The sequence below is a fragment of the Providencia sp. PROV119 genome, assembly GCF_028482435.1.
Lineage (GTDB): Bacteria > Pseudomonadota > Gammaproteobacteria > Enterobacterales > Enterobacteriaceae > Providencia > Providencia stuartii.
This window is the reverse complement of record NZ_JAMPQL010000004.1, coordinates 199,770-215,029: the sequence shown is the minus strand read 5'-3', so window position 1 is coordinate 215,029 and position 15,260 is coordinate 199,770. Positions and strand designations below refer to the sequence as shown.

Annotated in this window: 18 protein-coding genes; 6 read left to right on the top strand and 12 right to left on the bottom strand. The window is 42.2% G+C overall.

Annotation, left to right across the window (positions count from 1 at the left end; all coding sequences use genetic code 11):
- Nucleotides 1-85: 85 nt before the first annotated feature.
- The 9 genes from PSF11_RS07300 to PSF11_RS07260 all read right to left on the bottom strand — a co-directional run bounded on the left by PSF11_RS07300 (nucleotide 86) and on the right by PSF11_RS07260 (nucleotide 8,065).
- Nucleotides 86-724 (bottom strand): vWA domain-containing protein, encoded by a 639-nt coding sequence (locus PSF11_RS07300; protein ID WP_004926837.1) that lies wholly within the window; start codon nucleotides 722-724, stop codon nucleotides 86-88.
- Nucleotides 725-1,363 (bottom strand): TerD family protein, encoded by a 639-nt coding sequence (locus PSF11_RS07295; RefSeq protein WP_004926835.1) that lies wholly within the window; start codon nucleotides 1,361-1,363, stop codon nucleotides 725-727.
- Between the two features lie 13 nt (nucleotides 1,364-1,376).
- Complete coding sequence (locus PSF11_RS07290) at nucleotides 1,377-2,015, bottom strand: vWA domain-containing protein (RefSeq protein WP_014656804.1); 639 nt, start codon at nucleotides 2,013-2,015, stop codon at nucleotides 1,377-1,379.
- Nucleotides 2,016-2,321: 306 nt separating this feature from the next.
- Nucleotides 2,322-2,795, bottom strand: coding sequence for a hypothetical protein (locus PSF11_RS07285; protein WP_004926830.1), 474 nt, complete (start codon nucleotides 2,793-2,795; stop codon nucleotides 2,322-2,324).
- A 257-nt stretch (nucleotides 2,796-3,052) separates the two neighbouring features.
- On the bottom strand, nucleotides 3,053-4,003 hold the full coding sequence (locus tag PSF11_RS07280; protein ID WP_004926828.1) for an HpcH/HpaI aldolase/citrate lyase family protein: 951 nt from the start codon (nucleotides 4,001-4,003) through the stop codon (nucleotides 3,053-3,055).
- Nucleotides 4,003-5,082: a cysteine protease StiP family protein gene (locus PSF11_RS07275; protein ID WP_036941878.1), complete on the bottom strand. Its 1,080-nt coding sequence runs from the start codon at nucleotides 5,080-5,082 to the stop codon at nucleotides 4,003-4,005. Before PSF11_RS07275 ends, PSF11_RS07280 begins: the two co-directional genes overlap by 1 nt.
- On the bottom strand, nucleotides 5,075-5,857 hold the full coding sequence (locus PSF11_RS07270) for a hypothetical protein (protein WP_072502530.1): 783 nt from the start codon (nucleotides 5,855-5,857) through the stop codon (nucleotides 5,075-5,077). The genes PSF11_RS07275 and PSF11_RS07270 overlap by 8 nt, the downstream gene beginning before the upstream one ends.
- Nucleotides 5,850-6,995 (bottom strand): phosphoribosyltransferase domain-containing protein, encoded by a 1,146-nt coding sequence (locus PSF11_RS07265; RefSeq protein WP_004926817.1) that lies wholly within the window; start codon nucleotides 6,993-6,995, stop codon nucleotides 5,850-5,852. The genes PSF11_RS07270 and PSF11_RS07265 overlap by 8 nt, the downstream gene beginning before the upstream one ends.
- Before the next feature lie 2 nt (nucleotides 6,996-6,997).
- A complete protein-coding gene (locus tag PSF11_RS07260; RefSeq protein ID WP_004926814.1) occupies nucleotides 6,998-8,065 on the bottom strand; it encodes an ATP-grasp domain-containing protein in 1,068 nt (355 codons plus the stop codon).
- 320 nt (nucleotides 8,066-8,385) lie between these two features.
- Here PSF11_RS07260 and PSF11_RS07255 point away from each other — a divergent pair, with 320 nt between their 5' ends.
- The 6 genes from PSF11_RS07255 (at nucleotide 8,386) to PSF11_RS07230 (ending at nucleotide 12,991) form a co-directional block, all read left to right on the top strand.
- Nucleotides 8,386-8,979 carry a TerD family protein gene (locus tag PSF11_RS07255; RefSeq protein ID WP_004926810.1) on the top strand — a complete coding sequence of 198 codons (594 nt, stop codon included), beginning with the start codon at nucleotides 8,386-8,388 and terminating at the stop codon, nucleotides 8,977-8,979.
- Nucleotides 8,976-10,160, top strand: coding sequence for a TerD family protein (locus tag PSF11_RS07250; protein WP_004926807.1), 1,185 nt, complete (start codon nucleotides 8,976-8,978; stop codon nucleotides 10,158-10,160). The genes PSF11_RS07255 and PSF11_RS07250 overlap by 4 nt, the downstream gene beginning before the upstream one ends.
- 25 nt (nucleotides 10,161-10,185) lie before the next feature.
- Nucleotides 10,186-10,641 (top strand): tellurite resistance TerB family protein, encoded by a 456-nt coding sequence (locus PSF11_RS07245; protein ID WP_004926805.1) that lies wholly within the window; start codon nucleotides 10,186-10,188, stop codon nucleotides 10,639-10,641.
- A 31-nt stretch (nucleotides 10,642-10,672) separates the two neighbouring features.
- Entirely contained in the window at nucleotides 10,673-11,716 is a 1,044-nt protein-coding gene (locus PSF11_RS07240; protein WP_004926804.1) for a TerC/Alx family metal homeostasis membrane protein, read from the top strand.
- A gap of 48 nt (nucleotides 11,717-11,764) precedes the next feature.
- Nucleotides 11,765-12,343: a tellurium resistance membrane protein TerD gene (gene terD / locus PSF11_RS07235; RefSeq protein WP_004926803.1), complete on the top strand. Its 579-nt coding sequence runs from the start codon at nucleotides 11,765-11,767 to the stop codon at nucleotides 12,341-12,343.
- A 72-nt stretch (nucleotides 12,344-12,415) separates the two neighbouring features.
- Nucleotides 12,416-12,991 (top strand): TerD family protein, encoded by a 576-nt coding sequence (locus PSF11_RS07230; RefSeq protein ID WP_004926799.1) that lies wholly within the window; start codon nucleotides 12,416-12,418, stop codon nucleotides 12,989-12,991.
- Nucleotides 12,992-13,101: 110 nt separating this feature from the next.
- Here the strand turns inward: PSF11_RS07230 and PSF11_RS07225 are convergent, their stop codons facing one another.
- The 3 genes from PSF11_RS07225 to fkpB form a co-directional block, all read right to left on the bottom strand.
- Nucleotides 13,102-13,761: an HAD family hydrolase gene (locus PSF11_RS07225; RefSeq protein ID WP_004926796.1), complete on the bottom strand. Its 660-nt coding sequence runs from the start codon at nucleotides 13,759-13,761 to the stop codon at nucleotides 13,102-13,104.
- 93 nt (nucleotides 13,762-13,854) lie between these two features.
- Complete coding sequence (ispH, locus tag PSF11_RS07220) at nucleotides 13,855-14,808, bottom strand: 4-hydroxy-3-methylbut-2-enyl diphosphate reductase (RefSeq protein WP_004926791.1); 954 nt, start codon at nucleotides 14,806-14,808, stop codon at nucleotides 13,855-13,857.
- Entirely contained in the window at nucleotides 14,789-15,259 is a 471-nt protein-coding gene (fkpB, locus tag PSF11_RS07215; RefSeq protein ID WP_004926787.1) for an FKBP-type peptidyl-prolyl cis-trans isomerase, read from the bottom strand. The genes ispH and fkpB overlap by 20 nt, the downstream gene beginning before the upstream one ends.
- Between the last annotated feature and the right edge of the window lies 1 nt (nucleotide 15,260).

Below are 15,260 nucleotides of genomic sequence, written 5' to 3'. Positions count from 1 at the left end.
AATTCCTTTCAAGCTGTCCTGTTGTTCATCAAACAGTGGATAGCCCAATAAAAGCAAAGTTTCATAATGAAACTTTGCTTTATTCCTATAATACAAGTTGTATTTCAGGAGGTGGAGGAGGCAAGGTATCCTGATTACTATTAATACCTGCGCTGGAACTCCCTGAAGAGACACTCGCTGAAACCCATTTAAAGAAACCGGAAAAGGCATTCGAGTCGAGTGTTTCAAGTGCAACGACTTGAGAGGTTAGCTGTTTCAGGTGGTCATGTTTTGCTTTTGGCCCCACGGCACAAGCAATAATGGAACCAAAAGAACGCTTTTTGATTTCTTTAATGGCTTCGGTATAAGCATAGCTGTCTGACGGAGTACCATCTGTCATTAAAAAAACTAAAGGTCGCCAATCCCCTTTTTGCGTATCGTCAGTACGTCTAATATCCCTATCAACACATTGAATTAAGCATTCCAATGCAGCGCCAGTGAAGGTTCCTCCAGAGCTAGGCACGACAATATCGGTAAATTGAAAGTTTTCTAATGCGGTAAGAGGAATAAATTCACGTGCTTCGTTATCATAGGTGATGATCGCGATATGAACACTCTCTAATGCGTAAGGATCTTGCCTTAGTGCATTAAGCATAGCTTGGATCCCAACGTTTACGGCATGTATTGATTCACCTCGCATTGAGCCAGATGTATCAATCAAAAGATAAACGGGTAACCTTCTCATTTAGCAATAATCCTTCAAATAAGAGACGAATGAATCTGAGTCTGAAGGTTGACCTATCGCATTCAATTTCCAGCCAGAGTCTTCTCTGACCAACTCAGCAAAAAGCATAGAGCGCTGGTGATTAAATTCTGCACCACCAGATAAATCGAAACGCGCCATTTCAACATTTTTCGCATCGACTGCACGAATAAACGCATTTTGTACTTTGCCAAAATGTTGTTGTAACTGCTTACCGTTATAAATCTGCACAATGAAGACAATTTTGGCATATTTGTCATCGAGGGTGTTCAGTTTTACGATAATCTGTTCATCGTCACCATCACCAGCGCCTGTACGGTTGTCACCCGTCAACCAAATTTGCCCTGATTTATGTCTTAGGCTATTAAAGAAAATAATGTCGCCATCAACAAGAGATGCTTGACCGCCTTCCATTCTGCCTAAATCTGCAACCTTACCATTAGCGTCACATAAAAAAGCAATGACATCTAAGTCGTACTCTTCTTGTTTACCGAAAAGACTTCCTAGAAAACCTTTTTTTTCTTCTTTAATATCCCAACCCAGCCCAATGGTGACAGAGGAAAGATCATATTCACTTTTCTTTAAACTGACGCCTTGGCCTTTCTTTAAGCTAACTGACATAAATTAATCCTTTTTAAAGTACCACATTAACTTCTGGTGGCGGTGGTGGTAAGTCATTGAGATCAGCAATATCTTTTTTACTCAAATCCACTTTCTGACTACCTACGGAGATACTTGCAGATACCCACTTAAAGAAAGACTTAATCGTCGTTGAATCCGCGGTATCTAACTGAAGAACAACCTCGGTGATCTCTTTTAACACTTTTGTTTGTGCTGATTGCCCCGCTGCACAAGCAATGACGAGCCCCGTTCTTGCTGCTTTAAATTTGTTTAATCCGGCCTTCCAATCATCAGTTGGTGCCCCATCCGTCATAATAAATACCAACGGACGCCAATCACCTTTTGACTCTACGGTTGTTCTTTGCACTTCATTTTCGATACAGTGAGCCACAACGGAGAGAGCGTCTCCCAATGCTGTCGTGCCACTCGCTTGTAAATCAGGTAAGGAAAAATTGATAAGGTCGGTTAATGGAACAATTTGTTGTGCCGTTGAGTTGAAGGTAATAATGGATACATGGGCTGTTTCGAGTGCATAAGGATCTTGTCTTAGTGTCGATAACAGCGTTTGCACACCATTTTTCACCGCTTCAATCGGCTCTCCGTGCATAGAACCAGAGGTATCAAGTAAAAGATAAACGGGCAATCGGCGCATGAATGAGTCCTATTCAAAATTATGTTTTTTATTTATACAATATCTTAATGCATCTCAACATGAATTCAATCAATATTGCACTTAGTACTCGTAGCAAGGCAATCAGAACAATCCCGTTAATAGTTGAAAATTAAGTAAAAAAATAGCCGACTAAAATTAGTCGGCTATTATTCGGATTAATCATAATTCAGTAAATCTCAATGAATGCTAATGATACGCCTCGACTATATTTCTCGCCCACATTAGGGAAAAGCATCATTAACAATGCGATAACTTAAAGCATAACGAATAGATACACTTAATAAGTTAGCTTTTTTTATTTTCTGCGGAGATTTTTTGAATAAGCTGCTCAATAAAATTATCAACCAGTAATTCAACGGCATCACTACGAGTTGATTTATTTAAACGTGATAGTCGGTCAATCTTTCTTAACGTAAGCATTTTTAATGACAATGAAACTGACTTCTTTTTGTCTTTATCTAATCTTACCCGACTAGTAATTTCTTGATGCATTCTTTCTTCATTAGCCACTAATGCTTCGCGCATGCGACGGATCGTTTTATTATCCAATTGCCCTCTTTCGGTCATTTGATAAGCACGATTCGATTTACTGTATTTTATCTCTGCGCCATAAGCTTCACGCAGCTCTTTCAATACGCGTGTCAACGTTGGCTCTGAGCATTCTAGCGAAGAGATTATTTTTGTCGTAGCAACTGGCTTCCCCGGACTTAAAAGCGCGGCTAATGTATAAACTCTGATTTGGCGAGTACTGAGTTGCATGATTGTTGTCACTTACTTGAATAAAATCGAAAATTAAGGATACAAAATAGATTTGATACTTATATATGATAATATCTTTAAATATTAATAACATATATTATATCAAAAGAAAACTCACCTATTGGCGATAACATGCGAAAATCCATGTATGATAACCATTTTCAACCCAACTAACGATTTTACTTAAAATAATGTCGATAACACAAGCCATACTTCCTATACTATCGAATTATTTAAAACGTCAATCATCAACTTCATCATTGTGTTGCATTTAAACGCGGTGAACCTATTTTGCCTTGCTCTTGTGCGATACCGTAGATTTTTGAACGAGCTAAAATACCGATTGCCCAACGCCGATGAGTCGCAGGCTCGCACATAGCGCCCTGAGATTTAAACACCGCTTGGGTTGAGTTCAAAATACGTAAAGCGTCCGAATGTTCTGACTGAGAGACCATCAGTGCTTGTTCTATTTTACTGATCTGCTTAGGATGGATCGCCGTTTTCCCCACTAAGCCATTAGCAATATCAAGCATCAACTCTTTTTCCATGATTTGATGGTCGTCGATATGCTCGCAAACTGGAGCCGTTAAAAAGAAATTACGGGAGCCAAAAACCGCAACGAGCATTTTGATCACATACCCCATCGGTCCATCATATAACGTAAAATGGCGATTACGTCGCAATGAAATCACATTCATTAAATCATTTCCACCAATTCGTAGCGCAATAATTCGCTCATGACAAGGGTGTACTAGTAAATGATTTGCAAGTTCAGTCATTTGTATTACATCAAAGACTTCTTCTGTTTCCAGTGTCGGCATCATGCACAAATGTGTATTTTCGATGATATTCCACCAGACCGGGAGTGATTCTTGGGTAAATTTTGGCAGTACAAAACCGTCAATTGCACTGAGATCAAGATGTTGCACTATCCATTCACCCATTTCCGTCTCTCTTGGGCGAATAAACACTAACGGCCACGCCTGATTACCCGTTTGTTTTTTAACTTCAGATAATTCAAGTAGTAAAGCTTGCAGGTTATTTAGCGCCAGAGGAATATCCGATTCACTCACCGAATCTTCTAAACAGATGATTAATGAACGTAGTCCTGCTATTTTGTGATTCAAAATAACATCAGCAATATCAGTACGTGTTGCTGGCATATAAAGCGTAGCACCTAGTTTCCAAGGTGAGAGTCTCTGCTCCATTACTTTACCTTCTTAATAATCGTTACTGCACGATATTGGCCGATGTCATTGCCAACCTCAGTGATAGTAATATTTTTCTGTTGTGCTAAATAAACCAACAAAGCGACATCAGGATCACTCATTTTGCGCACTAAAACATGATCGGGAACACGACGTAATACCGCACGAGTTGCCTCTGCAATCCCTGGTTTGATACGGTTAATATTGGTAATACTGTATTGCTCTGCCAACGTGTTGATTACCTGCTCGCTACGCTGTTTGAGCGATGCGCATAATGGGGAGTTTGGAGACGGTGTGGCAATTGAAGCCATCTCTAAAGCATCTCGTTGTTTGGCAACGGTATCGACAAGCAGGCGGCTGCACTCAAATTGGCTTAAATGATCACATTTAACACAGCCATGAAAGCCTGATTCAGTCCATATTGAGCGTGAAATTAACCCTGAGACAGGTGCTCCCATGATACCAAATGGGATCAACCAATCATCATGGCTCGCAGACAACCATGCACACCCACAAGGATCAGCTAGTACGACGAGTCTAGGCTGCGCAGGATAGCCCTCACGCCCCGTTAATGAGCGCACTAATTCACCGGTTATGGCCCCTTTTCCCGTCCAGCCATCAACAAACACAATACCTTCGGTGCCATGACGCTGCTCAATCCACTCTAATGCCGTGGTATCGATTCCTCTATCGCGAATAATACTGATACCATAGTGATAAGACTCTTTCCCCATCGCACGTAGTGTTTGTTGCAACATAACACCTAACGGCACACCTGCCCTCACAAGACTCGTCAGCACAATTGGGGTCTTATCGAACTGCTGAATTAGCGCTTTGGCTAGCATCACAACCTCGCTAGCTAAACGTGCCGCGCCTGAATCAAGGGCTTTCGCAAATAAATCAAGGTGCCACGGAGTCGGTTCAGGCTCTTGGCTTAGCATATCTGAATAGTGCTTTGCCCCTGACTGTATAAGTTGTTCTTTTAGCTCAACAGGTGTCATTTCGATGGTGACGGGCTGCAACAAAAAATGGACATCATCAGGCAAATAGCTACCAGAAAAAGGTTCAAAATCACGCATCGTCTAATCCCTCAAAAATCTTTGTATTAATTTGAGCAGCAAACTGACTCTGTTTTGGCATTCCAAACCAACTACACAGCTTCATAAAACGATGATCGCTTAAGCTATCACCTAAACCAATCACAGGAAAAACGCCTCGTTCACTTCTCAATTTATTAAGTAAATAAGTCACCGCATGCCCTTTTTCTATCGACTCAGGCAACCAAGCAATATTGTTACTGTTACGATGAATATAGAAACCTTTGGTTGAAAATAGCTGCTCAATTTCATCGCCAATGGCATACAGCTCATCTAATTTAGTGCTATCGCGGTGCTTCATAACCAAATAAATGGGCGTATTATCATATTCATAATTAATTCGTGCCCAAGCATCGATATTGCGTTCAGCCATTAACGCGGTGATCTTTTGCTGCATCTGGATCAGTTGTTCAGTGTAATTTTGCAGGCTCGCTAATATTTGTGTTCGCCACTGCCTATCTTCTTCACCCTGTGGATTTAAGATCACCGCCCCGTGTGTCGTAATGGCCCAAGAACGAAAGGGGATGGTGACACGGCGGATCTCTTCCGTTCCACGCGCGGTAACAGGGATCAGATCAGCATTTTCAATCATCCAATCCACTAGTATGGCTTGCTCTTGGGTCATAAAGCTACGTGGCTCTAGGTCTCTGTCTAAGGCGCCAACCTGAAAAGGCATTAAGTCTAGCTCATCAACCATTTTCCGCCGGGTCTGAAACAAAGTGTCATCTAAATCGGTAAAAATCACCGGCCTACTCATAACTTAATACCTCAACTATTGGGGCCACTTTGTTCAGTGCTTCAAGTAGTACGGGGTCCACACTCTCTTTGGGTGTTTCGATGCACAGTATGATGCGTGAGAAATGTTGATGGGCAACGTTATAAACAAAATTAGGGATCCCCAAGCCGTAATTATCCTTAAAGGCAATAGCAGATTGAATTGCATAATTAACAGAAATTGGTGAACGCGTTGTGGAGCTATATTTTACCTCCGCACCTTGTTGCTCTAACCTCTCTGCTAACAAAAAGGGTTCCCAAACAAATTCCCCTGAGCCAAGCACCAATATTTTTTCGTCGGAAGAGGCTTGGATATGGCGACCCAAATCTCCAGCCGGTGCTGCTATCCCCAACCTTCCCCAACTTTGCTTACCTGTAATTGGGAAATGACCTGTTCCTGTAATATTCACATTTGGCATGATGGGGACAGGCGCATCTTTATTTTGCTGCCACTGCCATTGCCCCTGCACTAACGATAGAGTACGTATCGGTAAGGGGCTACGCTCTTGTAAAGCGTCACCACTCCAATCGGTTAAGGTGACGGCTATCACCTGTTTAATCTCAGTCAAACCGCCAGCGTCACGTAAAGCACAAAGTAAATTAATAAAGGTATTTCCCGTGGTTGCCTCATCATCAACAAGGACAACGGTTTGCGCATGCAATACACGGCGTCTTAATTCAGGGTCATGGGGTAAATAAAGCAGATGATCCGTCGCATGGCTGTGATTTTCTTTGAACTCACACAATAACTCACCCCCTTCAACAGGATGACGCGTCGACGTCAAATAGACAGAATCTTTATAATGTTTTCTCGCCTCATCAAACACGCCAGCCCCTAACCCCACGGCGGTTTCTGCCATGCCTATAAATAAAACAGGCCCTTCAAGTGTTGACGGAAATTGTTGGCATAATTGCTGATATGTTTTACGCATCAATTTTGGCTGGACAGGAATATGCCTGCCCAACACTTTACTCACAAATAGAAAGGCACGTTTCGGGTTACGTCTCTCTGCAATTTCAAAGAGTTCATCTAGCGTGTCCAAAGAACAAGTGGGAATAACACTCAAAGTGCCAGTCGTCAGATTGCGGCGGTAAACTACAGGCTCAGTCGTACTCTTCATTATTAGTTTTTATCCGTACTGATTAAATTGGTTGTTATTGAACTATAACTGATTGAATTTGTGATAGGCCGTATAATCGAAGGTGTGAATTTTGCTTTTTCAGCAACGACTTCCTCTTGGCTAATTAAACCAAGCTGCCGCAAAGCAAAAATACCAGGTAGGTTGATACCACTATGTTGTGTGTAACCTATTCCACCAGAAGGACGCATATTGATTTCAAGCAAAACGGCGTTCCCCTGAGCATCATTGCGTGTTTGCACATTAACAATCCCATCGGCTTGCATCACTTGCGCGCAAGCACAGCCTAACTCATAAGCTTCCCCTGAGTTTTCTAAGTGCTGCAAAGAGCCTTCTTTACGACGAGCAACCGCAGCAATAACACGACCTTGTTCGACAACCATATCTACCGAATATTCAGGCCCCGGCAAATAAGGCATTAAGACTAAAGGTTCAAAGCCGTCTGCTTGTTCCATCGCTTGCAAATAGAGGCGAGGGTTAACTCGACGACTCTCAGGGTGAGTAAATGCCGCCATAGCAGAAACGGAATCATCAAAACGCCAAAATCCCATACCATAAATCCCTTTAATAGGTTTCACACATAATGGCACATTTTTAAAAGGGTTATTCACGATAAATGCTTTTAATTCATCAATTGAGTCAATCTGAATAGAGGGGACAACGGGCAAACCGTGCTTTTCCATTGATTGTGCAAAAGCATATTTATCATCGGCTAACTGAAGTGCACTAACACTCATCGCCCCCGTTGTTAATTTAACGCCAAGAGACTCAATTTGCTGGCGGTGAGATTCAAACCATTCACTATTTCGGCCAGCTTGGATTGCCGATATTTTCTCTTTTTCAACCAGCCGAGTGATAAATGCCAATCGCTCAGCACTATCTTCTGGCTCTAATCGTGCATAGTCGGCCTGAGATAAAATTTCATTTCGGGCATGACGATGAGAAGCAAATATCGTTATGTTTTTCAGTTGTTGTTGAGCAAACTCACGAGCACCTTGAATAAGGTCTCGCTGCGAAGACAAGCCTTCCATAAACCATATTTTACTGTTCATCAATCCCTACATCCATCCGAAGCACCCAATAATAAGATCGGCAATAATGCGATTTAAACCGCAACATGTCAATCATATTGTGATTTATTACCGTTAATAGTTTAGAACTACATATATTTACATTTAGTTCGGAAAAATCTCATTAATCAATATACTAAAAATGAATTAATCATTTATATTCAACACGTTAAAATAAAAAGAAATAATATTGAAAAAAATAGCGTTGCCCAACTACTTCATCATGATATGATTAACTTTATATTTTGGATTTTAGTTATGTAAAAACCACTATTTCATCGTAACTTTGAAGGAATTTTATTATGGTTTCATTGAGCAAAAATCAAACCATCTCCCTGAGCAAGCAAGCACCTGCGTTGAATCATCTGATGTTTGGTTTGGGCTGGGATCCGGTTCAGGTTAAGAAAAAAGGATTTTTAAGTGGGCTTTTTGGTGGCGGTAATTCAATCGATTTGGACGCTAGCTGCATTTTACTTGATGCACAAGGAAAGCAAATTGATGTAGTCTCTTTCCGCAAATTAAAATCAAGCTGCAACTCTGTCATTCATTCAGGCGATAACCTTACCGGTGAAGGTGATGGCGATGATGAAACCATTTTTGTAGAACTCAATAAACTGCCAGCCAATACCGAATACCTCGCATTCACAGTCAATAGCTTCCGTGGTCAAACCTTCAATGAAGTCGAAAACGCATTTTGCCGCGTTGTTGATCACGCTACTAAAAAGGAGCTGGCAAACTATAAATTAACGGAACAAGGCTCGCATACAGGGATCATTATTGCTTCTTTGCGTCGTAATAACGGTCAGTGGGATTTCACCGCTCACGGTTCGCCTTCTACAGGTCGCACTATTCAAGATATGCAATCTGACATCGTTAATGTGGTGGTACGCCCATGAATATGACTCCAGGTGCTAATGCTACCGTTCCTTCTCAAACCCTGACGATCCGTATTCAATCTGGCATGGCTGTTGATGCCTCGGCTTTCCGTTTATACGATACAGGTAAAGTTAAAAACGATGCGGATATGGTTTTTTATGGTCAAACAACGAATGATGATCAAACCATTAGCTTTCGTCCTGAAGGCAACAATAGCCTCTTTACCGTCGATTTAAATCGTTTACATCCTAGCGTGCAAAAAGTTGCATTTACAGCAACTTGTGACGGCAACCAAACCATTGCTGGCTTGCAGCGTCTTGCTATTCAAGTTGATGCTAATAATGAAGTTTTGTTAAACGGCACGGTGGAAACTAATGGACGCCAAGAAGCGGCATTAATTCTCGGTGAACTCTATCGCCGTAATGACAGTTGGAAGTTCCGCTTTATTGCTCAAGGGTTTAATGGTGGACTAAAACCTCTCGCTGAGCATTTTGGTGTTGATGTTGAAGATACACCGACACCCGCGCCGACCCCCACTCCAGCACCAGCCTCAACACCAACACCGCCCCCTGCTCCGGCTTCCGTGAATCTGAGCAAAGTGTCTCTAACTAAAGAAAAACCTTCAATTAGCCTCGTTAAAAAAGACGATTTTGGGAAGATAAGGATCAACCTTGATTGGCACCGTGGTAGTAATACTGGGTCAACAGGCTTCTTAGGTGGCTTATTTGGTGGTGGAAATAAAGGAATTGACCTTGATTTAGGTGCATTTGTTGAGCTACAGAACCGTGAAAAAGGGGTTATCCAAGCGCTTGGAAACACTTTCGGCTTCTTTAATTCTCCACCGTTCGTCGAGTTACAAGGGGATGACCGCACTGGTGATGTTTCAGGTGGCGAATGGATATATATCAATGGTCGTGAGTGGAAAAATATCAAGCAAATACTGATTTATGCCTTTATTTACGAAGGTGTACCAAGCTGGGATAAAACGGACGGTGTGGTCACTATTCATGTACCAGATCAACCACCAATTGAAACACGTTTAACCGAAGGAAATAATGGTCGCGGCATGTGCGCTATCGCGCGACTCGTGAACGAGCAAGGCGCTATCAAAGTTGAGCGTATCAACCAGTTCTTTAAAGGTCATAAAGATATGGATAACGCCTTTGGCTGGGGGTTTCGCTGGACTGCCGGTTCTAAATAATCAAAAGGAAATTAGGGGATATACCATGAGTTTTTTCAATAAAGTTAAAGATGCATTGAATACAGGCCGAGCAGAGTTAACCAAACAAGTCGGTCGTTTTAAAAACAAAAAATTTATGCAAGGCACCGTGGCTGTTTGTGCTCGTATTGCTATTGCCAGCGATGGCGTTAGCTCTGAAGAGAAGCAGAAAATGCTTGGCTTCTTAAAAGCCTCTGATGAGTTAAAAGTTTTTGATACCACTGAAGTGATTGAGTTTTTTAATAAGCTCATTACAAGCTTTGATTTCGACTCAGAAATTGGCAAGGGTGAAACAATGAAATACATCCTTGCACTAAAAGATCAACCTGAAGCCGCTCAGTTAGCTATCCGCGTTGGTATTGCGGTCGCCAAAAGTGATGGTGATTTTGACAATGATGAGAAAGCCGCGGTACGTGATATTGCAACTGCATTAGGCTTTTCACCAGCAGACTTTGGTCTGTAATTTTAATTAAGGACCCCGTTTAGGAATTATTATGGTATCCACTCATATTGGCTTTCCGACTGAAACCGTAATTGTGTTTGTGGTATTAGCAATCGGAGCTATTTTTATCGATTTATTTATGCACCGTGCTGATAAACCGATCACATTAAAAAATGCAATTTTCTGGTCCATATTCTGGGTTGCCATTGCTATGGCATTTGCTGGATTCCTATATATCCATCATGGCTCGGAAGTTGCCAGCCTATTCGTAACAGGTTATGCGTTGGAAAAAGTCCTCTCGGTCGACAACTTGTTTGTCATGATGGCGATTTTCTCTTGGTTTGCCGTACCGGATCGCTTTCGCCACCGGGTTCTATACTGGGGGATTATCGGTGCCATTATTTTCCGTGGGATCTTCGTCGCCATCGGTACAGGACTTCTCAGCTTAGGACCATACGTTGAAATCATCTTTGCCCTTGTGGTTGCTTGGACAGCGGTAATGATGTTACGTAGCGGCGATGACAGTGATGAAATTGAGGATTATTCTCAGCACTTAGCCTATCGTTTAGTCAAACGTTTCTTCCCAATTTGGCCTAAAATAACGGGGCACGCATTCTTATTAACACAAAAAGAAGTTGATGCAGAGCTAGCCAAACCTGAAAACAAAGATGTGACAATCGGCCGCGGTAAAAAAGCAGCACTTTACGCAACCCCACTTATGTTATGTGTGGCTGTCGTTGAGTTATCTGATGTGATGTTTGCTTTTGACTCTGTACCCGCTATTATCGCGGTAAGCCGTGAGCCACTGATTGTTTACAGCGCAATGATGTTTGCAATATTAGGTTTGCGTACGCTTTATTTCGTTCTGGAAGCATTGAAGCAATATCTTGTCTACTTAGAAAAAGCCGTCATCGTTCTTCTGTTCTTTATTGCCGTTAAACTTGGCTTGAATGCAACGGATCATATTTGGCATCATGGCTTTAGTATCTCTGCTAGCACAAGCTTGTTTGTGGTACTTGGGGTACTTGCATTAGGCATTATCGCAAGCGTACTTTTTCCAGAAAAAGATAAATCTGAGGATGAAAAGCATAGCTAACATTCTTTCACAACATATTTTTGCATAAATTTTCAAGGAGTTATAACAATGAGCGTTTCTCTATCTAAAGGCGGCAATGTTTCGTTAAGCAAAGCAGCACCAACGATGAAAAACGTCCTAGTTGGACTTGGCTGGGATGCTCGTTCAACAGACGGTCAGGACTTTGACTTAGATGCTTCTGCGTTTTTATTAGCCGCTAACGGAAAAGTACGTGGTGATGCAGACTTTATTTTCTATAACAACCTAGCATCTGCCGACGGCTCAGTAACTCATACCGGTGATAACCGTACTGGTGAAGGCGATGGTGACGATGAAGCGCTGAAAATCAAATTAGACCTGATCCCAGCGGACATCGATAAAATCATCTTCGTTGTCACTATTCATGATGCACAAGCTCGTCGCCAAAGTTTCGGCCAAGTTTCTGGTGCATTTATCCGTTTAGTCAATGATGACAACCAAATTGAAGTCGCTCGTTATGACCTGACTGAAGACGCGTCAACGGAAACGGCAATGCTATTCGGTGAATTATACCGTCATAGCAATGAGTGGAAATTCCGTGCCGTCGGTCAAGGCTATGCAGGTGGCCTAGCCTCTGTATGCGCTCAATACGGCATCAATGCATCTTGATATCAGTAAAATCAGTAATAAGTATTGGTAGCGAAAAAACGCTACCAATTTTCAACAGCAAAGGAGCTTTATATGGCAGTTTCCCTCGTTAAAGGTGGTAATGTATCCCTGACTAAAGAAGCACCGACAATGAATGTTGCTATGGTCGGTCTGGGATGGGATGCTCGTGTTACTGACGGCGCAGATTTTGATTTAGATGCTTCTGTATTTATGGTTGGAGAAGACGGTAAAGTTCTCTCTGATGCAAATTTTATCTTCTTCAACAACAAAGTAAGCCCATGTGGTTCTGTTGAACACCAAGGCGATAACCGTACTGGGGAAGGCGACGGTGATGACGAACAAGTCAAAATCGACCTGACTAAAGTTCCTGCTGAAGTGAAAAAACTGGTTTTCTCTGTCACGATTTATGATGCAGAAACACGTAAACAAAACTTTGGCATGGTAAGCAACAGCTTTATGCGTGTTTACAACAACGATACCAATGCTGAAATTGCACGTTTTGACCTATCTGAAGACGCGTCAACTGAAACAGCAATGATTTTTGGTGAGCTATATCGCCATGGTAACGAGTGGAAATTCAAAGCGGTAGGCCAAGGCTTCGCGGGTGGCTTGAGTGCATTAGCAGCTCAACACGGTGTCAATATCTAATTCACCTTAACTAAGATGAGCACTGCCCTCATCTATAAAGATTACTGGCAGTCATCAAGCTCTCATCTCTCTCTTGATGACTTTATTTTCCCAAGAGACTGATAATAAAATCAGTCTCTACTAACCACCTGTTTATGTTTATATCGGTAGTGCTTTTTATGGAAATGGCGCCAGTGTGCGTCTTGCGCAGCTTGCAATAATTCAAAATCCCCACGAGTATCACCCCAAGCGCGTAGGTGATATTGACCCAAGTCACCGTATACCTGCTCTAAACGTTTTACTTTCTGTTCACGGCGGCAGTTTTGGCCAACCAAATTCCCCGTTAATTTACCATTCACCACTTCAAGTTCAGTACTGATCAACTTGATGCCTAACCTTTTTGCAAACGGCTTAAGGACCAGAGATGGTGAGGCGGAACAAATCGTCACTTCAGCACCACTTTCAACTTCAGCGGCAACACCTAACACCCCTTCAGGGCGCATCAATTTCGTCCAATAAATCTTACAAAATTGTTCGGCTTTCTCTTTTAGCCACTTCTCGTCAACCCCCGTGAGAAAGGTCTTAATCAGCACTTCTTTTAATTCGTCACGCGTGAGCTTGCGCCTAGCACATTGCAAAGTAGGCAAAACCAATCTAATAATTTTGCGGGAAAAACGATATTTCCCGAACGCAAATTTTAAAAATGGGATAAAGCTGTCACGATATGTTAATGTGCCATCGAAATCAAAAACAGAAAGTACATTAACGGCATGGGCGGTATTGTTGGGCACGAATGAAAACTCCAAAAACGCTGCGTTGCCTCCAACCTGCCTCTATTAGGCAGTTCAGAGGTATTCTATAATAAATAACTAGGCGCCTTGCCATTAGCTAATTTGCTTAACCTCAACACGTAACTCTTTAGGCACTTCAAACACAATATTTTCTTCGCGGCCTTGAAGCTCTACAACCTCATCGGCGCCAAACTCTTTCAGTTTATCGATCACTTGGCGAACTAAAATATCAGGCGCTGAGGCTCCCGCAGTCAAACCGATAATTTTTTTATCGACTAGCCACTCTGTTTTAATGTCTTCAGCACCATCGATGAGATAAGCTGGTTTTTTCATTCGGGAAGCCAATTCCGCCAAACGATTCGAGTTTGACGAATTTTTAGACCCCACAACCAACACAATATCTGCACGCTCAGCAAGTTCACGCGCTGCTTCTTGACGATTGGTCGTCGCATAGCAGATATCATCTTTACGCGGGCCAACAATGCTTGGGAAACGTTGAGTTAATGCATCAATAACGTCAGAGGTATCATCAACCGAGAGCGTTGTTTGGGTCATAAAGCACAAATTATTTTCGTCTTTTACTTGCAGCTTCCAGACATCTTCTGGGCTTTCAACAAGGTACATTCCACCTTCTGGGTTACTGTACTGCCCCATGGTACCTTCTACTTCTGGATGGCCTGCGTGACCAATCAAAATAGCTTCTTTGCCTTTTCGGCTAGCACGCGCCACTTCCATATGTACTTTGGTCACCAATGGACAAGTCGCATCAAATAACATCGTCAGATCACGTGAGCGCGCTTCTTGACGAATAGCTTGAGAGACGCCATGAGCAGAAAAAATCAGGATCGAGCCATCGGGTACTTCAGAGATCTCTTCAATAAAAATAGCACCGCGCTGACGCAGATCATCTACCACATAACGGTTGTGAACAACCTCATGGCGTACATAAATAGGTGCACCATAAAGCTCAAGTGCTCTTTCTACAATGCTGATCGCACGGTCTACCCCTGCACAAAAGCCACGAGGGTTAGCCATTAATATTTGCATTTTGACTCTCCAATTGCGGGTCAATCTCAAGTACTTCAATATCAAAAGTGATTTGTTGCTCTGCTAACGGATGATTAAAATCAATCGTCACAGATTCACCTTCTATTGATTTTACTACTCCAGGCATCTCACTGCCATTCATTGCAGTAAAAAGCATGATTGTGCCAATCTCAGGTATCCCTGTTTCCGTAAAATCACGCAGAGAAAAGTATTGAATTAAATCAGGATTATGTTTACCAAAGACCGTATCACCCGGTAATGAAAAACTTTTCTTTTCACCCACATTCAGCCCAACTAATTGCGCTTCTAATTCAGGTGAAAGTGAACCATCCCCTAAACTAAACAACGCAGGTTTACCCTGACTATGGGAAGAATCGGCTGTCGAACCATCTTCTAGTTTCAACGTAAAATGCAACAATACCGCGCTTTGTGGTTGTACCTGAGTAGACATA